We start from the raw sequence: 20323 nt of genomic DNA, 5'->3' as shown, positions 1-20323 counted from the left end.
AGCATGAGGAGTTTGGGACGGGCGCGTACCTTTCGGCGTAGTGGATGAGACGACGCGGGAGGTGCACTGTGCAGGGGCTGGATGACGAGTATTGGGTGCCGGAGCACGTTCGGGCGTGGCTGCGGGGGCTGGGGTTCTCGCTGCCGCTGGAGGACATGGAGCCTCACATCCGGGCGTGGGATAGGTGGATGCGGGCGCTCGGGGACTTCTACGACTATCGCGACACGGACGGCGTGGGGCGCCTGTACGAGGTGCACCGGCGCTCGATCCACCCGGCGATGCGGGTGTGTAGGGAGTGGGGGTCGCTGCTGCTGAACGACAGGACGCAGGTGGCGTGCTCCGAGCAGGCGTGCACGGACTGGCTCGCGGCGTGGATGGCGCGGACCGGGTTTCTCGCCTCGGCGCAGGAGTGCGTGGTGCGGGCGTTCGGCCTGGGGACGGGCGCGTGGGCTTTGTGGGTCGATGCGGGGTCCCGAGAGGTGCGCGTGAGGCGCTACGACGCTCGCATGGTGGTGCCGCTCACGTGGGACGAGGAGGGCGTGACGGAGTGCGCGTTCGTGACGCGGGCGTTCTGGCGCGGGAGGGCCGTCGACCAGGTGCAGCTGCACCTGAGGGGCGCGGGCGGGGCATTCTTCTCGCCTGGCGAATCTCTTGGAGAGGGCGCGGGCGCGGGTCCTTCTCGCCTTGCCGATGACGCGGGCGAGGGCACGTATAGGATCGTGACGGCCTGCTTCGACCGGGACGGGAACCGCGTCGAGCCCGAGGGCGTGTGCCGGATGTACGACACGGGGTCTGTGTGGCCTACGTTCGCCATCGTGAAGCCGGCAATCGACAACACGCGCGTGGACATGTCGCCCTACGGGCAGAGCGTGTTCGCGGACGCGGTGGACGCGATCCAGGCGGTGGACCTCTGCTACGACGCGATGATGTCGGAGATCGACAACGGGAAGATGCGCGTGTTCCTCTCGGACGTGATGTTCGATATGGAGCGCGACGGCAAGGGCGGGCGCGTGTCGATCCCGTTCGGCAAGGCTGACTGCACCGTGTTCAGGAAGGTCATGAGCACGGAGGACACGATTCACGAGTTCGCGCCGCAGCTCCGCACCGAGGACCAGGCGAGGGCGTTCCGCGTGGCGCTGCAGACCCTCGGGGACCTCTGCGGGTTCGGCATCAACTACTTCGACCTCGAGAACGTGGGCTACGTGAAGACCGCCACGGAGGTGTCGGCCGACAACTCGGCGCTGATGAGGAACATCCGACGGCACGAGCGCGCGCTCGAGGGCGCCATCGCAGGGATCTGCCGGGCACTGCTCGCGGTGGAGCGGCGAATCGGCGTGGGGCTGCCCGACGAGGGCGGGATCAGGGTGACGTTCGACGACAGCATCATCACGGACACGACGGCCGAGAAGCGGCAGGACATGGACGAGGTCGCGGCGGGGCTCATGGAGCCGTGGGAGTACCGAGCCAAGTGGTACGGCGAGGGCGAGGTCGCTGCGAGGCGCGGAGGGGCGTCTGGCGGGTCCGCTGCGAGCCGCGGCGGTTCGGATGGCGGCAACGCAGCCCAGGACGGGGTGCCGGGGCGCGGGCGCCGCCGCGAGGAGCGGGCGACGGGCGCGCCGGCGCGGATGAGATGATGTCCGAGGCGAGGGACGCGGCCGCTCCGGCGGGCGCGGAGGCGCAGACGAAGCGCCTGTGGGGGCGGACGGGTGCCCGAGCCGCGGCCGGATGATCGCGGCGCCGGTGCGGACGGCGGCTGCGACCCGGCGCACGCGCCCCGGCTTCCCGGCTTGGGCGGCGGGTATCAGACTTCCGGTTGGGCAAGCCCCGAGGCCCCGTCAGGGGCTTCGGGGCGCTCTTGCGAGGCATGGTGTCGCTCGGGACGGAGTCCGGCTCGCTCGCGGGCGCGTGGGCATCGCTGCCTGTGGGCGACGCGCTCTCGGCCCCGCGGCGGCCGTGCGTCAGCGTGAGGCGCCTGCACCCCCCTCAGTGAGAGACGCGAACGGATCCCACACCCCACAGCCACCCGCGAACGTGAAGAAAAACGTAGCAGCCCGGCCGCCGTAGCGGAGTGTGCGCCGCCGCGAGGAACCGACCCGACCTGCGCATGTCGAACCCCCGGCAGGCCATGCCCAGAGCGGAGGCTGTGTATGCGCAGCGCCGCGAGGGACAGACAGCGCAGCCGGAGTGTGCGACCGCCGCGAAGGGCAGACGGCGCAGCCGGCTGACCTGAGCCGGGAGCAACACGCAGGCGGAGCTGGCTGGCCCGAGCCGCGGAGCATACACAGCCGGAGCGGCGGGCATGGCCGTGAGTGGAGCTCTCCGCGCAGGGCGGGGCGGGTCCGAGCCGTGCGCGCAACGGAGCGCAGGCGGATGGGCTGCGGTGCGGCCCTCGACGGGCAGCGGGTGGCTGTGGGGTGTGGGATCTCTCGTCAATAAAAACTAGGCGGAACCGCTTGCGCGACCCCGCCTTACAAAGCCCGAGGGCTTTTCTGTGGCAAATGAAAACCGGGGCAGAAACGCTTTCGCACTCCCGCCCCGTAAAAACCTCCGAGGAGGTTTTGCTGTATGCGAGTCAGTCTATCAGACCGAGGCCGCGTGTCAAGCGCTCGGCGAAGGTGAGCGAGGAAACTGCCGGGTTCTCGCTCGGGAGGCAGGCGCCCTCGCCGTGAAGGTAGCCGAACAGGTCGGCCAGCGCACGCTCGCGGTCGGTGCGCACGGTGCCCTCGGGGACGGTCCGGTCGTAGAGGTACAGCAGCGTGCACATCTGGGCCATGCGCGGGCTCCTGAGCCGCTTTGCGCGCAAGCGCTTCGGGACGCCGCACGAGGCGAGCGCCCTCGTGACGGCGTCGGGCGCTCGCCAGCGGCGCGACGGGCGCTCGGAGAGGTCGTTGACTGCGCATGAGCCGTGCGCGGAAGCGTTGCGGATCGACTTTACCCACTTGAGGTGGTAATGGAGGTCCGAGAGCTCCGCGTCGCCCCAGCGGTCGGCGCAGAACCTCAGGACGCCGAGGAAGGCGCCGAACGAGACGACCTCGCAGAACGCCCAGAGCGGCATGTCGTGCCGGTACTTGCGCACGACATCGCCGGCATAGGGATCGTCCTCGCGGCGGTCGAGCTCGCGCTCCAGATGGGATCTCTGCTTGTCCGTGACGGACGCCATGTAGCCGCGCATGACGGCGTAGCCGTCTTCGCCGGCGTCTTCGGCTGCGGCGAGCAGGCGCACCTTGGCAAAGTGCTCCAGGTCGAGCGCCATGGGGAGCAGGGTGTCGCGCAGCTTGCGGTCGAGGTTCGACAGGACGCGGAGATGCCCGAAGCCGAGGCCGACGTACTGCCCGTCGCGGTCGCCGCCGACGTGGCGGTCGAAGTTGCGGCGGTAGGCGTAGACGCGGAAGAACTGGCACTTGGCGCGCAGGTGGGCTGCGGCCTCTGCCTCGGAGACGAGGTCGAAGGTTATGCCCTTCGCTTTCATGTGGGCTATCTGCTGGTCGACGGTGAGCATCGGCTTGGGGTGCGCCTCGGCTGCGCCGATGTTTGCGTTGTCGTCTTGGATCTGGGTCGTTTGGGCTTTGTTTTCCACCTGGAGCCTCCGTTCCGCTACCGGCTCATTCTACCAGCGCGTTGGAAACCCGGGTATGGCGGGCGGTTTGCGACCGCCTTTTAACGTTGGCGCGTGAGCCCCTGCCTGCTTGCGCCCGCGCAGGTCGGGGCGGGTGACGCGCGGGCGGGAAGGCGGGGTTTTGATGGCGAGGACGTACGGGTACGCGCGGGTGTCGACGCGGGAGCAGAACCTGGATCGGCAGATGGACGCGCTCACGGAGTTCGGGGTGGCTCGGGAGGACATCTTCGCGGACAAGGCGAGCGGCAAGGACTTCGAGCGGCCGCAGTGGATCGCCATGAAGGAGGCGCTGCGCGAGGGCGACGTGCTCGTGGTGAAGTCGATCGACCGGTTCGGGCGCAGCTACGAGGAGATCATCGAGCAATGGCGCGACATCACCAAGGTGCGCGGGGCTTCCGTGGTGGTGCTCGACATGCCGCTTCTGGACACGCGGCGCGAGCGCGACGGGATCACGGGCGTGCTGATTGGGGACATCGTGCTGCAGCTGCTCTCCTACGTGGCGCAGGTGGAGCGCGAGAGCATCCACCAGCGGCAGGCCGAGGGGATCGCGGCGGCTAAGGCGCGCGGGGTCAAATTCGGACGGCCGAAGAAGAGAAGGCCCGGGACGTACAAATCCACGCGGAAGGCGTACCTGGACGGGCATATCACCAGGTCGGAGGCGGCATCGCGCCTCAAGGTGTCGATCTCGACGTTCGACAAGTGGCTGCGGGAGGACCGGGCGAAAGGGGCTTCGGAATAGTGGCCATGCGGCTGTGTTTGCGCTGGTAAATGGCAGTTTTCCGCTGCAGCAAAAAGCACACCTTTTGACGCATCCAAAAACATCACCATTATACATACCCCTCCCGCATTTACTCCGACAAAACCCCAGCTCTTCACATCTCGACAAGCCGTCTGACTGCGAAAACCCACCGTTTCAAAAGGTGTACCTTTTCGCGCGCTTGGCGCGGGAGGGCCGATGGAGGGAGGGTCGGCAACATGGCCGAGATGGTTGCAGAGCGCACGCGCTCGCGCGCGGTCCGCCCCGTCGGCACGCTCGCCGGCAGCCTCCCCTGCGGGCGCCGCGTGCCCAAGGGGCGCGTGCGCTGGTACCTGCTGAAGGTGCGCGAGGGCTCGGAGGCGGCGACGTGCTCCAAGCTGCTGCGCGCGCTGCCCCGCGACCTGCTTATGGACTGCTTCCCGCTCGTGAAGGAGCGCTGGTTCAAGCGCGCCGGGGTGTGGGAGCTGCAGCGCGTTACCGCCTACCGGGGCTACGCGTTCGCCGTGTCGGCGGACCCGGCGGAGCTCTCCAAGGCGCTCTCAAAGCTATCCGTGCAGGTTGAGCTCGCCGGCGCGGACGGGCGCTCGTGGATGCCGCTCGCGCCGGACGCCCAGGAGTGGTTCGAGCGCTGCATGGACGAAGGCCACGTCCTGCGCAGCTCCACCGCCGTGATCGTGGACGGCGTCCTGCACGTGCAGGAGGGCCCCCTGGTCGGTCAGGAGCCGCGGATCCGCAAGGTGGACCGTCACCGCAGGCGCTGCGAAGTTTCTTTGGGCTGGGACGGGGCGTTCACGGAGCAGATGCCGCTGGACGTGCCGTTCAAAAGCTAGCGCGTGCATGTCAGGTTATGGGCACACGGGTCGGGTGTTTTGGAAGAGATGGCAGAAGACATACGGGATTTCCCCGCTGAAAACGCGGGGGGGGGGCGCTCATGCGCTCGGTAGCGACAACGGAAGGGTCGGCGCGCCGCGGGCGTGCTGTTGCGCTATGAGGAGCGGCGGCATGCCCGCGTCCGATGTCGAGGAGCTGCTGGAGGCGGCGGACGCGGTCGGGAGCGAGCGCGAGGCGAAGGCGGTTCTGAACGCGCTGTGCCATACGCCTGGCCTTACGGAGTGCCCGATCGCGCCGGACGTGCTCGCGAAGCTGCTGCCCGACGAGGGGACCGTGGTGTTGCCGAAACTGAAACGTATCGGTGGCGGCCCGGTTTATCGCTTGGCCAAACGTGCTTTCGACGTCGTTGCATGCTCGGCGGCGCTCGTGGTGCTTGCAATCCCCATGGGCGCGATTGCACTCATGATCAAGCGGCAAGATCCCGGCCCTGCCATCTACGCGCAGACGCGCGTGGGCAGGGGCGGGAAGCTCTTCAAGGTCTACAAGTTCCGCTCGATGTACATCGACGCCGAGGCGCGCGGCGCCCAGTGGGCCGCTGGTGACGACCCGCGCGTGACGCCGCTCGGGCGGAAGCTGCGCAACAGCCGCCTGGACGAGATCCCGCAGTTCTGGAACGTCGTCAAGGGTGACATGTCGCTCATCGGGCCCAGACCGGAGCGCCCCGTCTTCCACGAGGCGTTCCGCGACCGCATCGACGGCTGGGAGCAGCGCCTGGCTGTGCGCCCGGGCATCACCGGGCTCGCGCAGGTTGAGGGCGGATACGAGTTGCTGCCGAAGGAGAAGGCGCTACTGGACATCGAGTACATAGAGAACCGCAGCGTCGCGATGGACCTCTTCATCGTGTGGAAGACGCTGCGCACGATGGCTACCGGGGAGGGGGCGCGATGAGAGTCCTCTACCTCGCGGACACCTACCGCCCCGCCAGGACGGCGTGCGCCAACCGCACCGCTGTGCTCGTGGAAGCCCTGCAGGACGCCGGGCACGATGTGCGCGTGCTCGCCTCGACCGACAGCCTAATCGGAGTACCCGAGGGCTATGAGATCTCGGAGTGCGTCACGCTCTTCGACACCTTCCCGCTCGTAGACAAGACGCTCGTGAACCGCCTGCGCAATAACTTCGGCGGAGCCCACGAGGCAGTCAAGGTGGCAGAGGGGCTCGGGGATTTCGATGCCGTGGTTTGCACGACTCCGCCCCTCCTGCTCATGTCGTCGGCGGTGAAGATCGCCAAGAGGAAGCGCGCCAGGCTTGTCTTGGACGTGCGAGACATATGGCCCGACGTTGCCTACGAGATGGGCAGCTTCGCGCCGGGCAGTCTCTACGGCCGCTTCTTCGAGCGCGTTGCCAGGAAGGCCTATGCCGCTGCTGACCTTGTGGTCTCGGTGTCCCCGGGTAAGGTCGAGAAGTTGAGAGGGCGCGTGCCGAACGGCAAGGTCGTCCTCGTCCCCAACGGGATTGACGAGGCGTTCCTGGGGAACCTTGAGGACCCCGACCTCGCAGAACGCCTGCGCCTGGATGACGGCCCGGTGTGCGCCTACGTGGGCAACATCGGGCTCGCCCAGGGGCTCGGCACGCTGCTGGGCATCGCCAAGGCGCGTCCCAGTGTGCGGTTCCTGCTGTTCGGGGACGGCGCCGACAGGGCGAAGCTGGAGGCGCGGGCGAATGACGACGGCATCGGCAACGTCGAGTTCTGCGGGAAGGTGGACGCCCGGGGCGTCTACACCGTGCTCAAGCATGCGGCCGTCTCCTACGTGCCCCTCGTGAGCTCGCGCCTGCGCGACAGCATCCCGACGAAGATGTACGAGGCGCTCGCCTGCGGGTGCCCAGTGCTGCTCGCCGCGGAGGGCGACGCGGCCGACCTGCTGGACGAATGCGGGCTCGGCGCGCACGCCGCTCCGGAGGACCCCGTAGCACTTCTCGCAGCGTTTGACCGGCTGATGGAGCGCCCGTTCTCGGATGCGGAGCGCGCCGCCGCCTCGGCGCGGGTTGTCGAGAACCACTCGCGCCAGCGGTTCGCAAAAGCGTTCGCCGAGGAGATCGGGGAGCTGGAGGGCCGCCATGTTTAGCAAGGCCCTCCTCTACCTCAGGACGGTACGGCGCATGAGGACGGGGATGGTCTTCGCGCGGCTGCGAGGCCGTCGCCGGCTGTCAGAGCGCGCCTTCGCGGGCGAGCATCCGTTGCGCATGCCCCGCATTACTATCCCCGAGCTAGACCTCGACCCGCGCTACCTCGCTCGCTTCGACGCCGAGGCGCTGTTCAAGGGGGAGTTCCTGCTCATCAACGAGCGCCGGAAGGTCGATCTGGGTACCTGGGACGTTCCCGGCGCGTCCCACCTTTGGAGCTTCAACCTGCACTACTTCGAGTGGGGCGTTGCCCTCGCCGCGCGCTGGCGCGAGACGGGCGAGGGCCGCTGCATCGACGGCTACAAGGGGCTCGTCCGCTCGTGGATGCTCGCGTGCCCCTATCCGGAGGGCGACGCCTGGCATCCCTACACAATCTCGCTCCGCCTGCTCAACTGGCTCATAGCAATCGATCTATTCGGCGGGGCGCTCCAGGGGGACGGGGCGTTCTTCGCGGAGATGCGCGAGAGCATGTACCGCCAGTACAAACATCTGCTCGCCAACCAGGAGACGCACCTGCGGGCCAACCACTGGTGGGAGAACCTGAAGACGCTCGCGATTGCGTCCGCCGCGTTCGGGGAAAGCGATGTCCATGCGAGGGTGATGCGCCGCCTGGAGGGGCAGCTCAACGAGCAGGTCCTGCCCGACGGCGTCCACTTCGAGCGCAGCCTCATGTACCACAAACTCGTGCTTGAGGGGATGCTGCGGGTCTACGTCGCCTCCACTCAGCTCGGCTTCGCGCTCCCCGGCAACTTCATGCCCAAGGCCAAGTCCATGCTCGACGCCATGGCGTCGCTCGAGCGCGGCATGGGGAAGACCCCCTTCTTCAACGACTCCGCCGACGGCGTGGCCAAGGAGTGCTGCCCGCTCGCCGCCGCGTGCTCGCGCCTGCTCGGCATGGATGCTGACGACACTAAGACGGCGTTTCCCGACGCCGGCTACTACAAGCTCTACGGCGGTGACGTGGCCGTGATGGTCGATGCAGGCGAGCCCGGCCCCTCCTACATGCTCGGGCACGCCCACTGCGACTGCCTCTCTTTCGAGCTGTCCTACAGGGGCGAGCCCGTGGTCGTCAACTCCGGGACCTACGCCTACCAGAGCGGGCTGCGCCCCTACTTCCGCTCCACCGCCGCGCACAACACATGCGTGGTGGACGGCGAGGAGCAGCTCGAGTGCTGGGGCGAGCACCGCGTGGGGCGGGGATACCGACTGCTGGGCGCCGCCTTCGGCGGCAATAGCGTGCTGGCGTCTGTCGGGCTTCCGGGCGGCAAGACCCTCAGCCGCTCCATCGAGCTTTGCGACGGCCTCCTCCGTGTCGCGGACGAGTCCGGGGACGGAGCTCATCTTGAATCCCACATCCATTCCCCTCGGAACGCATCCCCGTCCGTCGAGGCAACTTCCGGATGCGAGATGACAAGGGGCGTAGGCAAGTACTCCCGACAGCTGTCTCGTCTGGAGGAGTGCCGGGACGTCGTCGTGGCGGGCAAGGGGTCCGTCTCCTACACGATCGATGCGGGCAAGGAGGTCTCCTAATGACGCTCTTCGTAGGTCCGGTCGCAAAAACCGGTGGGCCGGCGATCAAGAACTCCATCACCCTCAAGCACCTGTTCCCTGTGGGCGGGTGCGCGCTCGTGAACACGTACAGCCGCCGCTTGGGAAGCAGGCTGGGCGGGATCGCGAGAACGGTGTTGTCGAAGGATGATCAGGCGATTATCGCCGTGTCCCGCAAGGGCCGCGCCGTCCTTTGGCCGATCGTCCATCGAAAGGCGAAGGCCGACCCGTCGTTCAGGTACGCCCTCGTGTGCATCGGCGGCACGGTCGCCGACGAGGCGGGGAGCAGCGATAGCCTCCTCGACTGCATGGGGGATGCGTCCCTCGTCGCCGTGGAGACGCGGGGAGTCGTCGAGCGGCTCAGAGTTCTCGGGGTGGAAAACGTCCATCTGATGACCAACTTCGTCGATGACCTGTCTTCAAGAAGGATGGCCCCGCGCCCCGTTGCGAGAGGCTCGCTTCGGTTTGTCTTCCTTTCGAGTGTGAGGAACAAGAAGGGCGTGGGCACCATGGTGAGCGCGTTCCGGGAGGCGGTCGCCTCCGGTCTCGAAGCCTCCCTCGACATCTACGGCCCGGTAAAGGCGGACTTCGACCGCTCGGTTCTGGAAGGGATCGGGGAGGACGAGCCCATCTCGTACAGGGGCGTGGTCCTTAACTCTGAGGTTGTTGAGACCCTGGCGGGATACGACTGCTTCGTGTTTCCCTCCGAATATGAAGCAGAGGGTTTTCCCGCAGTCCTCGCCGAGGCGATGGCGGCAGGGCTGCCGATACTTGCGAGCGACGTCTGCTACAACTCGGAGATCGTTGTCGATGGCAGGAACGGATGGCTTTTTCCCGCAGGGAACGCTACTGCCCTAGCGAGGCTTTTCGTTCGATGCGAAGGGCGCCGCGAAGAGCTCGCCCGGATGGCGGCGTTCAATTACGAGGACTGCCTGCGCTACGACGCAGCCGTCGTCGTCGATGGCTTCCGCCGAGCGCTTGAGGGGCGGGGGTGGTCGCTGTGACGCGCGCGCTCGTGTTCTACCTCTACGGCCCCGAGAACGCGGGCGATCTCGCCATATGCCTCGGGACAATCGGCTTCCTGCGCCGCCACGGCGCTGACGTGACGATGGTCTCGCGGTTCGACGGGGCGGCCCCCGACTTCGCGGCGAGCCGCGGCATGGTTCATGCGCGCTACCCGGAGGTCGAGGTCGTCCCCGGGACGTTCGCCCTCGACCGTTCAGCGGGATGCGGCGCCGTCGCCGCGCAGTACGCCGCGGGCGCGGCGAAGCTGCTGCTGCGCATTGGCGACGAGAGGGTTTCCGCGCTCGTCGGACAGGCGGACGTCGTGCTCTTCAACGGCGGCAACCTGCTTCGCTGCGCGTCCGCCACGGACGCCATCCGCCTCGAGGCGCTCTTCCATCCCATCAGCATGGCGCGGCGAATGGGCAAGCGGGTCGTCTGCCTGCCCCAGTCGACTGCGGCGGTCGCGCCGAGGTGGAAGCCTTTCCTGGGCCGCAAGCTTGCTCTCTTCGACGAGGTGTTCGTCCGGGAGGGAGCGTCGCTCGAGAGACTGCGCTTCCTCTACCCGGAGCTCCCCTTCTCCAAGTCGACGGACATGGCCTTCTTCATGGACGACCCGGAGGACGCGCCGCGTTCTGCCGGCTCGCGCGCCGCGATGATCGTCAGAGGGACCGCGATCGGCGACATCGGGGAACTCGCGAAGGCGCGCCAGGACGAGCTCCTCGGCGCGTTCGCCGGTTTCGCCGGGGTGCATCCGGAGCTCTCCTACACGGTGATCGTCCAGACCAAGAAGGACCGCGCCCTCTCGGAGCGGCTGGTCGGGCTCTTGCCGGACGGCGCCGCGCTCGTCGAGGAGCACGACCCGTTCAGGCTGCTGAGCATCTACAAGTCCATGGACGTGACGCTGTCCATGAGGCTCCACGCCGCGATCCTGTCGCTCCGGGCCGGGACCCCTGTGATCGGGATGTTCGACAAGGGGTGGGGCCTGAAGAACGTCGGCGTCATGTCCGATTACGGCATGGGGTACAGCGACTGCGCCGGGGGGCTGCTGGACGAGTACCGGCGGGTCGTCGAAGAGTTCGACCCTGGCAGCCTCGGAGCGTCGATTGCCTTCTACGAGGACGAGCTGGCTTCAGCTCTCGGCCTCTCGTAACGGATGCTGGATCAGCAAACACGGAAAGGTAGAACAATGGTCAACGTCATAGGTCTCGGCTACATAGGACTCCCCACCGCCCTCATGATGGCCTCGCACGGGGTCGAGGTCACGGGGACGGACTACAACAAAGATCTGGTCGCCATGCTCAACGCCGGGAGGACCACCTTCAAGGAGGAGGGGCTCGACGGGCTGTTCGCCGACGCGGTGAGGGCCGGCATCAGGTTCACGACCGAGTACCAGAAGTGCGACATCTACATCGTGAGCGTGCCCACCCCCTACGACAAGGTGGACAAGAAGATCGACCCGAGCTACGTGGTCGCCGCGTGCAGGACCGTTCTCGAGGTCGCGCCGGAGGGCGCCGTCCTCGTCATCGAGTCCACCGTCTCCCCGAACACCATCGACCGCTTCGTTCGGCCGCTGCTCGAGGAGGCGAACCGCCAGGACGTCTCCCTCGTCCACGCCCCGGAGCGCATCATCCCGGGCAATATGGTCTATGAATTGCTGCACAACAACCGCACCATCGGGGCGGACGACCCGGAGGTCGGCGAGCGCGTGGCGAAGCTCTACGCCAGCTTCTGTCAGGGCGAGATCGCCATCACCGACATCCGCACCGCCGAGATGACCAAGGTCGTGGAGAACACGTACCGCGCCGTGAACATCGCCTTCGCCAACGAGCTCGCCAAGGTGTGCCGCATCGGCGGCATGGACGTCTACGAGGTCATCCGAATCGCCAACAAGCATCCCAGGGTCAACATCCTGCAGCCCGGCCCCGGCGTGGGTGGCCACTGCATCCCGGTGGACCCCTGGTTCCTCGTGGGAGACTACCCCGAGACTGCGAATTTCATCAGGCTGGCCCTGCAGACCAACTTCTCGATGCCGGAGTACGTGCTGCGTCGCGCGCACGAGGCCATGGAGGAGCACGGCATCGACGACCCCTCCCGCGTCGGCATCTACGGCCTCACCTACAAGGAGGACGTGGACGACGTCCGCGAGAGCCCCACGCTCCAGCTCCTGGAGGTACAGGCGGAGCACCTCTGCGGCGCGCCCATGAGGGTCTACGATCCGTGGGTCGAGCGCGACGAGGTGCCCAGCCAGGTGCACTCCATGGACGAGTTCCTGGACGGGCTCGACATGGTGATCGTCATGGTGGGGCACTCCGAGGTCAAGGGGAAGCCCGAGGCATTCGGCGACCGCATCCTCATCGACCCGCGCAACGTCATGGGCAACGGCGCGAACGTATGCAAACTGTAGGGAGACTAATGGCTCGACCGAATTCAAACAAAGTACGTTCCCTCGACCTCCCGCGCGAAGCGTATGTCGTTCTTTCCCAGAACTCCGAAGTGACAGATAACTACATGAACGTTATTAAGGGGGCTTTGGAGCGCTCCGGGTGGATGTGTCAGACGGTTGAGTTTTCTACACGAAGCGCTTTTTCCCCATTAAGGAAAGATGCACTCATCGTTGTTGCTTCATGCATGGATGCCCTGAGCTTTATAAAACAAGGATTTAAAAATGTTGTGGTTTGGTGCCAAGGGATTGTGCCGGAAGAGAGCTTCATGCGCAGGCATAGTCGCTCGCGTCGCCTCGCCCTGTCGCTGATGGAATCCTATGTCCTAAAGAAAGCCAAGTTCGTTTTCTTTGTCTCCTCGGAGATGAAGAGGCATTATGAAGCGAAGTACGGCCTTGATTTCAAGGGCCGTTACGGCATCATGCCTTGTTTCAACTCGGAGCTATGTGCCGAATCCGTCCTAGCTCCCGAAAAGTATGCCAACAAGGTTTTCGTGTACATGGGCTCATTGGCAGCTTGGCAGTGCTTCGACGAAACCGCACGCCTGTTCAAGAGAATTGAAGAGCGCATGCCCGATGCGCTCTTCAAAGTATATTGCTTCGACCAACGTGGGGCCGAGGAGAAGCTGAGGCGGGCTGGTGTGCAGAACTACTGGGTGGGCAGCGTCCCCCCCGACCAAGTGTCGATGGAACTGAGTGGCGCCTCTTTCGGGTTCGTCATCCGCGAAGACTGCGCGGTCAACAGGGTGGCGACACCTACCAAACTCTCGTCCTACCTATCCGCAGGAGTGATTCCAATATTTAGTCGTTGCCTCACCAGCTTCAGAGAAGCAACCAAGGGAATGAAATACGCACTCGCTGTAGACGCGGAACCGGACGTCAATGCTGTAGTCGACTTTTGCTCGCAACCTATAGAGGCGAGCGAGGTTCTTGCCGAGTTCAAACACCTCTTTGAAACGTACTACTCACGGGAGCATTATGTCGAATCGCTTTCGACTGTGCTCGTGGAAAGGCTTGCGAATTCTGGGGTGCTTGACCGATGAGTGCATCTACGGTTTCTTCCCACATTTCATCGAAAAGATATTCGCAAGCGAGAAAGGCCGAGCGATTGACGAGGCAGGTTTTGCTCTACATGTTCTTGCTCATGCCGTTCTTCCGTCCGACAATAATCAATGATTGGCCTGCAATCGCTCCGCTTAAGACCGTCTTTGCAGGATGGTTATTGCTTTCCTGTCTAATGCTTGCATACAGGTTTGTGTTAAGAAACGGAAGGCTGGAGCCCTTCCTTGTCCTTTTGTCCCTTTACCTCACGGCGGCCGCTGTTGCAACACTCTTAGGGAATGGGCTCAGATACGACCTGGTTGTTAACACTGCTATGTTCATCGCGCCCGCGCTGCTTATTGCCGTGTTGAGGAAGGACGAGGTTCTCCCGTTTTTAGTTGCAACCCTATTGGTCATCGGCGTGCTGGTCGTTCTTGAGCTAGCGACGCGGGCGTTGCTTCTCGGCGGGATATATCGTCTCGATGGTGATGCACGCTGGATTCTTGAAGGTGGAAGCCTTCAAAGTCGCTGGTGCTTTCTCCTGGTCTTCTTCGCTGCGGCGTTCGACTATCTTGCCAAGGGCCGGCTTGGCGCTGCCTTCATGGGGGCAAGCGCGGTTTCAATCGTGCTCGTACTGGCTCTGGCAAGTGCGACCTCGATGGTCGCCTTGGTGGCGGAGATCGTTGTCATCTTGTTCTCGTGGAGTAGTCCGGTGCAGCGTTTTGCGACATCGAGGAACGCACTTCTTATCACAACCGTCTTTCTTGTTCTCATAGTTTTCGTCCGTATTGCAGATTACCTCCCCTACGACCAAATTGCGACTATATTGGGGAAAGACCTCACCTATAGCCAGGGGTCGACGTTTACGGGGCGTACTTACATCTGGGACTCGGTAATAGGCTCAATAGCTGAGTCCCCGATAATCGGTTACGGTTATCAGCAATATGTGGCAACTGATCTATGGCAGTTTTATTACGTGCACGATTACGGCAGCGCTCACAATCTTTGGCTGCAGATTGGCTTCACGGCTGGTGTATTCGGGATCATACTGTTTGCAAGCGCTGTTGTTTCCGCTTGTAGCACCGCTGACAAGTGCTCGAATAGGGCATACCGTGCTGTGCTTTGTGGTCTGGTTCTCTCCCTTATGCTCACTTCTGTGTTTGAGAATACGCTGAACAGCCTTCTTATCCTTGCGCTGTCATTCGTTGCATCGCCGGAAGCCTCCGAAGCTCTGAGCATGTCTGTTCCTAGGGGGCGCGCATGAAAAAGACTGCTCCAATTTCACTCGAAGAACGTGGAGGGCTTGCCTCCAACCTCGCCTATGCGATCGCGGCCCAAGGAGTTTCCCTTGCATCAAGCGTACTTATGTCGCTTATTGTTCCGAGGTTGCTTGGGATTGAGGACTACGCGTACTGGCAGCTGTTTGTTCTCTATTCGGGATATGTGGGTCTCGCCTTACTCGGCGTGCACGATGGCGTATTCCTCAGGCTCGGTGGGACAACGGTGTCGGAAATCGACTGGTCAAGAATCAAGACACAGTTCGCGTTGGTGGCCGGCTTCCAGTTGCTTGTCGGCGCGTCTGTCCTTCTCGCCACCTGCGTTCCATTTTCAGGGGATAGCAGGCAAATAATCTTCCTTCTCGTCGTTGCCGACGGTCTTATTGTCAATCCATCAGCTTTTTTGTTCTATGTATTTCGCGCCGCCAACCTGCCCAATATCTATTCGACGGCAAGTATGGTGTCGGGTGCATTCTGGGTCGTCGCTCTAATTGTTTTAACGGCGCTCAATCCGGAGGGATTCGTCTCTTATGTTCTCTGCTATCTTGCCTGCCAAGGGATATCCTCGCTTATCGGCTATTTGTATGCCGCACGGGCGCTGAAATGCCCCTTCGGGTCATTGCGACAGGGACTCAGGGATATTCGTGATGATCTGGTTGCGGGCATCAAGGTCACCGCAGCCTATTATGCGGGCACCCTTGTCATTGGGTCATGCAGAATGCTCATCGACTGGCGATGGGGCATTGAGACGTTCGGAAAAATCTCCTTTTCGGTATCTCTAATCAACTTTCTCTTGTCATTCATGGCTCAGGTGTCCATGGTGATCTTTCCTGTCATCAGGAGAATGAGTGAGAGTTCTCAGGTAAATGCCTACGCAGCCATTCGGTCGGGGCTTGCAACCGTGCTCCCTCTCATATACCTCGCGTTCTACCCTGGACGCGAGCTTCTGTCCTGGTGGCTCCCGCAGTACGCAGACAGCCTAATTTACCTAGCGATATTGCTCCCCATCTGCTATTTCGATTGCAAGGTGCAGCTCCTGGTGAACACCTACCTGAAGTCGTTGCGCAAGGAGAATGCGCTGCTTTGGATTAACGTGGGGACTCTCGGAGTCTCGCTTGTGCTTTGCCTGCTTTCGGTGCTTGTGCTGTCTGATGCGATCTTTGCAGCAATGTCGATAGTGTCGGCGATTGCTTTCAGAAGCGTCGTCGCCGAGGTCTACCTCAATCGCTATATCCACGTTGGCGGGAGGCGTCTTCTGATTGCCGAGATAGCCCTGGCTGCCGCTTTTGTCGCCTCGGCATACTACGCGTCTTCTCTCGCATTGACGGCTATCTCCGTCCTCGTTTTCTACCTGCTCAATTACGACCAGGTAAAGCGCTTCGTCTCCTTGCTGGGGACTCGCCTACTCCGTAATCGCTAATTGAAAGACTAGATGGAGGGTAAATGAAAAGGATCATGCTTGTCTTCGGAACTCGCCCGGAGGCCATCAAGATGTGCCCGCTCGTTCTGGAGTTCAAGAGTCGCCCTGACGAGTTCGATACCGTCGTCTGCGTCACCGGCCAGCATCGCGAGATGCTCGACCAGGTGCTCAGGGTCTTCGGCGTCAAGCCCGATCACGATCTACGCGTCATGAAGCCGGGACAGACGCTCTTCGACATCACCTGCGACGTGCTCTCGGGCCTCAGGAAGATTGTGGAATACGAGGAGCCAGACTGCGTCCTCGTCCACGGTGACACCACCACGTCCTTTGCGGCGGCGTTGGCTGCATTCTATCTCCAGATTCCGGTAGGGCATGTGGAGGCAGGGCTGCGCACCCGCAACCTCTACAGCCCCTGGCCGGAGGAGTTCAACCGCCAGGCGGTGGACGTCGTATCGCATTGGTATTTCGCACCCACGGAGACCTCGCGCCAGAACCTGCTTGACGAGGCGAAGCCGGACGGGAGGATCTTCGTCACAGGCAACACCGGCATCGACGCCCTGCGCACCACGGTGCAAGATGATTATCGGCATCCCGAGCTCGACTGGGCTTCTGATTCACGGCTCATCCTCATCACGGCCCACCGCCGCGAGAACCTGGGCGAGCCCATGCACCGCATGTTCCGCGCCATCCGCCGCGTCATGGAGGAGCGCCCGGACACCAAGGCCATCTACCCCATACACATGAATCCCCAGGTTCGGGAAGCAGCGCACGAGGAGCTCGACGGCTTCGACCGCCTGCGCATCATCGACCCGTTGGAGGTCGTGGACTTCCACAACTTCATGGCGCGCTCCCACCTCATCCTCACCGACTCCGGCGGCATCCAGGAGGAGGCGCCCTCCCTCGGCAAGCCCGTGCTCGTCATGCGCGACACCACCGAGCGCCCCGAAGGCGTTCAGGCCGGCACGCTCCGTCTCGTCGGCACGGAGGAAGACGCCATCTACCGCGAGTTCTCCCGGCTGCTGGATGACCCGGCAGAGTACGAATCCATGTCCCATGCGAGCAATCCGTATGGCGATGGGTATGCGAGCGATAGGATTGCCAATATCTTGGCATCAAAGCTAGATTAGCCAAATCGGGAACGAAGTCCCCTAACGGATACATACCGGACATAGCATCCTTGTCTGGTGGGACTGTTAATATCGAAAGGAAATGCATCATGAAAGAATGCCCAGATTGCCGCGGTACCGGAAAGTGTTCTCTCTGTAATGGAACGGGTCGCATTAGAATCAACGCGCACCCTTCGCCTGCGTATGTTCGAGCCGATGGCACTGGAACATCCGCCTGCTACGTTTGCAACGAGACAGGAGATTGCCCTACCTGCAAAGGAACAGGCTTAATAAAGGATTAGGCAGGACAAATCCCCGTATAATTCGTTTTGTGACGCGTTTTTAGCCTGTACCCATCTGATGGGTGCGGGCTATTTCTTTGCCCGCCCGAGGAGAAAGGCGGGCCTTTTCATGGGTGACGGGAACGATGGCGCGGTCGCGCAGGCGCAGGTCGCGGGTGAGCCGCAGGCGCAGGTCGACCAGACGCAGGCGGCGGTGACGGCTGGGTTCCAAGGTGCCAATACGACCGGCAACGGTGACGTGGCCATGCAAGCGCAGAAGAACTACGAGGCGGCGCTCGCGGAGCGCGACGCGCGCATCGCGGAGCTCGAGGGCGAGATCGCGGAGGCGGCCAAGACCGCCGAGGGCGCCGAGGCGCTCCGCAAGGAGATGGACGAGCTGCGCCGGAGGGGCGACGAGGAGCGCGTGGGCTTCGAGCTGCAGCTCGCGGGCGCGCGCAACGTCAAGGCGGCCCGCGCGCTCCTGCCAGACCACGACAACGACATCGAGAAGCTCAAGATCGCCGAACCTTGGCTGTTCGGCACGGGTGCGTCTACGCCCGCGCAGGCTGGCACGACGGGGCTGCCCAACGCAGGCGCCGCGTCTGACGAGGGCGCGCAGATGAAGCGCTGGCGGAAGATCGCCGGCATCGAGGGAGACGAGGAGTAACTGATGGCCAATTCGATTGCCTACACCAAGAACTACACGGCGCTTCTCGACGAGGTCTACAAGCGTGCGGCGTGCTCGACGTGCCTGAACTCGCCGCGCCGCATGGCGCGCGCCGGTCGCAACGCCAAGGAGATCATGATTCCGAAAATCGAGGTGACGGGGCTCGGCGACTACACGCGCAACGTGGGCTACAAGACCGGCTCGATCACCTACGAGTTCGAGACCAAGACGTTCAACTACGACCGCGGCATCAAGCTGCTCGCGGACGTGATGGACGTGGAGGAGGCGGGCGTCCTCGACTGCTTCGTGGCGGCGGGCTCCGAGCTGCAGCGCACGCAGGTCGCCCCGGAGGCGGACGCCTTCACCTTCTCCGAGATCGCGGGGCACGAGGGCGTGACGCCCGCCGTCGAGGACTTCGCCGACGCCGACGCCGAGGACGTGCTCGCGAGCCTGCGCGCCGCGACGAACGCGATGGACGAGGCGGAGGTGACGACCGGCTCGCGCATCCTCTTCATCACGCCGACGCTCAAGGGCGTGCTGGACGACTTCTCGCTCGCGAACCCCGCGCGCAGCAACCGCGTGCTCGAGCGCTTCAGCCGCGTCGTGGAGGTGCCGCAGACGCGCTTCTACAGCGCGATCGCGCTCAACTCCGGCGAGGAGGACCAGTTCGGGTACTCGCGCGCCGAGGGGACCTACCAGCTCACGGAGGACACCTCCGTGGTCTCGGGCAAGACCTACTTCACCGAGAGCTCCGGCACCTACACCAAGGTGGCGAGCCCGAGCTCGAGCGGCCTCTCCACGTACTACGAGCTCGTGGGCGCGGGCGCGCCCATCAACTTCATGGTGGTGGAGCGCTCGGCGGTGATCAAGTTCGACAAGCACGTGGCGAGCCGCGTGTTCAGCCCGGACGAGCTGGAGAACCTGGACAGCTACATGATGAAGTACCGCAAGTACGGCATCGTGGAGCTGCTGGACAACAAGCTGGACGGCGTGCACGTCTCCTGCGCGCCGCTGGCCTGATGGACGGGGCGACGGGCGCGGCGGGCTGCGGCCCCGCGCCCGTCTCCTATGAGTTCTACCAGGACGGGTACGGCGGGGCGCTGCCGGCGGCGGACTTCTCCGAGGTGATGCCCGCCGCCGTGCGCATGGTCGGGTCGCTCACCGGTGCGCGCGAGGTGCAGGGCGGTTGGGACGACGATCAGGCAGACGCCTGGCGGCGCGCCGTGTGCGCGGCCGCGGACGCCTTCGCCGAGTACGGCGAGGGGCGCGTGGGCGGCTTCTCGATAGGGTCCTTCTCCGTGACGAACTACCGCGACGACGGGACGACCGGCGCCGAGGTGGCGCGGGAGGCGGCGCTCGCGGAGCTGGCGGGAACAGGGCTTTGCTGGAGCGGGGTGAGGTAGATGCGCTTTCTGAGGCCGATACCGAGAAGGCTTCTGCCCGACGACATGCTGGTGCGGCCGGCCGCGGGCGACGGGACGTACGGGCCGTCCGTGCTGGTGAGGCACGTGCGCTTCGAGCGTGCGGAGTCCGCCGTGGACGACGCCCACCGCAGCGCGGACGGCGGCGCGGGACGGATCTTCGTTGACGCAGTGAGCTCGGAGGGCGCCTTCGAGGTTCCCGTGGGGTCGCGCGTGCTGGTGGGCGCGGGACCGAGCGTGCACGTACTCAGGTGCCGGCGCTGCTGCGTGGTGCGCGGGCACGTGCACCACTGGGAACTGGAGGTGGGCTGATGGCTCCTTGCGGCGATGTGGCGGGCGCGGTGGCGTCGATGCTCTGTGCGCTGGGCTTCGCGGGCGTGTTCTGCGCGCCGCCCTCGGCTGGGTTTTGCGCCGAGCCGATCGTGGTGACCCAGGGGCCCTTCGCGCGGGAAGCGCGGCTGGCTGACGGCAGCGAGCGCGGGCGCGTGGACGTCGATGTGCTCACGTGCCGCGAGGAGGCCGGGGCCGCGGAGGCCGTTTGCCTGGATGCCGAGCGGGCGCTGCGCGGGGCGGCGTGGCCGATCGACGTCGACGGGGTAAGGATCGCCTCGGCCGACTCCGGCGGCGCCGGGCCGCGCGGGCGCGACGGGTCCGGGCGGTGGCTGTGGGGGTTCACCTTGATCTGCACGGTGGTGAGGCATGTTGGGTAACGGACATGGGCGCGTGCGCGGG

Annotated in this window: 19 protein-coding genes; 18 read left to right on the top strand and 1 reads right to left on the bottom strand. The window is 64.4% G+C overall.

Going from position 1 to position 20323, the window contains the following annotated elements; genetic code table 11:
• The first annotated feature begins 68 nt into the window (after positions 1–68).
• On the top strand, positions 69–1634 hold the full coding sequence (locus tag H6A21_RS01130; protein WP_342636024.1) for a hypothetical protein: 1566 nt from the start codon (positions 69–71) through the stop codon (positions 1632–1634).
• 938 nt (positions 1635–2572) lie between these two features.
• Here H6A21_RS01130 and H6A21_RS01125 read toward each other — a convergent pair.
• Entirely contained in the window at positions 2573–3577 is a 1005-nt protein-coding gene (locus H6A21_RS01125; RefSeq protein WP_204559758.1) for an Abi family protein, read from the bottom strand.
• A 163-nt stretch (positions 3578–3740) separates the two neighbouring features.
• On the opposite strand from H6A21_RS01125, the gene H6A21_RS01120 reads away from it, so the two are divergent.
• The 17 genes from H6A21_RS01120 (at position 3741) to H6A21_RS01040 (ending at position 20301) form a co-directional block, all read left to right on the top strand.
• Entirely contained in the window at positions 3741–4355 is a 615-nt protein-coding gene (locus tag H6A21_RS01120) for a recombinase family protein (protein WP_204559757.1), read from the top strand.
• A gap of 236 nt (positions 4356–4591) precedes the next feature.
• The gene (locus tag H6A21_RS01115) at positions 4592–5203 is read left to right on the top strand and encodes a hypothetical protein (RefSeq protein WP_204559756.1); all 612 of its coding nucleotides are present in this window, start codon (positions 4592–4594) and stop codon (positions 5201–5203) included.
• 172 nt (positions 5204–5375) lie between these two features.
• Positions 5376–6152, top strand: a complete 777-nt coding sequence (locus H6A21_RS01110; RefSeq protein WP_204559755.1) for a sugar transferase — start codon at positions 5376–5378, stop codon at positions 6150–6152.
• A complete protein-coding gene (locus tag H6A21_RS01105) occupies positions 6149–7327 on the top strand; it encodes a glycosyltransferase family 4 protein (protein ID WP_204559754.1) in 1179 nt (392 codons plus the stop codon). Before H6A21_RS01110 ends, H6A21_RS01105 begins: the two co-directional genes overlap by 4 nt.
• A 118-nt stretch (positions 7328–7445) precedes the next feature.
• Entirely contained in the window at positions 7446–8915 is a 1470-nt protein-coding gene (locus tag H6A21_RS01100) for a heparinase II/III family protein (protein WP_204559753.1), read from the top strand.
• Positions 8915–9937, top strand: coding sequence for a glycosyltransferase family 4 protein (locus tag H6A21_RS01095; RefSeq protein ID WP_204559752.1), 1023 nt, complete (start codon positions 8915–8917; stop codon positions 9935–9937). The genes H6A21_RS01100 and H6A21_RS01095 overlap by 1 nt, the downstream gene beginning before the upstream one ends.
• The gene (locus H6A21_RS01090; protein ID WP_204559751.1) at positions 9925–11088 is read left to right on the top strand and encodes a polysaccharide pyruvyl transferase family protein; all 1164 of its coding nucleotides are present in this window, start codon (positions 9925–9927) and stop codon (positions 11086–11088) included. Before H6A21_RS01095 ends, H6A21_RS01090 begins: the two co-directional genes overlap by 13 nt.
• 36 nt (positions 11089–11124) lie before the next feature.
• The gene (locus H6A21_RS01085) at positions 11125–12342 is read left to right on the top strand and encodes a nucleotide sugar dehydrogenase (protein ID WP_204559750.1); all 1218 of its coding nucleotides are present in this window, start codon (positions 11125–11127) and stop codon (positions 12340–12342) included.
• Positions 12343–12350: 8 nt separating this feature from the next.
• Positions 12351–13421 (top strand): hypothetical protein, encoded by a 1071-nt coding sequence (locus H6A21_RS01080; RefSeq protein WP_204559749.1) that lies wholly within the window; start codon positions 12351–12353, stop codon positions 13419–13421.
• A gap of 89 nt (positions 13422–13510) precedes the next feature.
• Entirely contained in the window at positions 13511–14683 is a 1173-nt protein-coding gene (locus H6A21_RS01075) for an O-antigen ligase family protein (RefSeq protein WP_239462557.1), read from the top strand.
• Entirely contained in the window at positions 14680–16116 is a 1437-nt protein-coding gene (locus H6A21_RS01070; protein ID WP_204559747.1) for a hypothetical protein, read from the top strand. The genes H6A21_RS01075 and H6A21_RS01070 overlap by 4 nt, the downstream gene beginning before the upstream one ends.
• Positions 16117–16139: 23 nt before the next feature.
• Entirely contained in the window at positions 16140–17243 is a 1104-nt protein-coding gene (gene wecB / locus H6A21_RS01065) for a non-hydrolyzing UDP-N-acetylglucosamine 2-epimerase (RefSeq protein ID WP_204559746.1), read from the top strand.
• A gap of 390 nt (positions 17244–17633) precedes the next feature.
• Entirely contained in the window at positions 17634–18170 is a 537-nt protein-coding gene (locus H6A21_RS01060; protein ID WP_204559745.1) for a hypothetical protein, read from the top strand.
• A gap of 3 nt (positions 18171–18173) precedes the next feature.
• Positions 18174–19190: a hypothetical protein gene (locus H6A21_RS01055; protein WP_204559744.1), complete on the top strand. Its 1017-nt coding sequence runs from the start codon at positions 18174–18176 to the stop codon at positions 19188–19190.
• Positions 19190–19573 carry a hypothetical protein gene (locus H6A21_RS01050; RefSeq protein ID WP_204559743.1) on the top strand — a complete coding sequence of 128 codons (384 nt, stop codon included), beginning with the start codon at positions 19190–19192 and terminating at the stop codon, positions 19571–19573. The genes H6A21_RS01055 and H6A21_RS01050 overlap by 1 nt, the downstream gene beginning before the upstream one ends.
• On the top strand, positions 19574–19903 hold the full coding sequence (locus tag H6A21_RS01045) for a minor capsid protein (protein WP_204559742.1): 330 nt from the start codon (positions 19574–19576) through the stop codon (positions 19901–19903). It abuts the gene before it with no gap.
• Entirely contained in the window at positions 19903–20301 is a 399-nt protein-coding gene (locus H6A21_RS01040; protein ID WP_204559741.1) for a hypothetical protein, read from the top strand. Before H6A21_RS01045 ends, H6A21_RS01040 begins: the two co-directional genes overlap by 1 nt.
• The last annotated feature ends 22 nt before the right edge of the window (positions 20302–20323 follow it).

The organism is Collinsella tanakaei (assembly GCF_016902615.1).
Taxonomy (GTDB): domain Bacteria; phylum Actinomycetota; class Coriobacteriia; order Coriobacteriales; family Coriobacteriaceae; genus Collinsella; species Collinsella tanakaei_A.
Note: the sequence above shows the minus strand (reverse complement) of the source record. Positions and strands in the feature narration are given on the sequence as shown.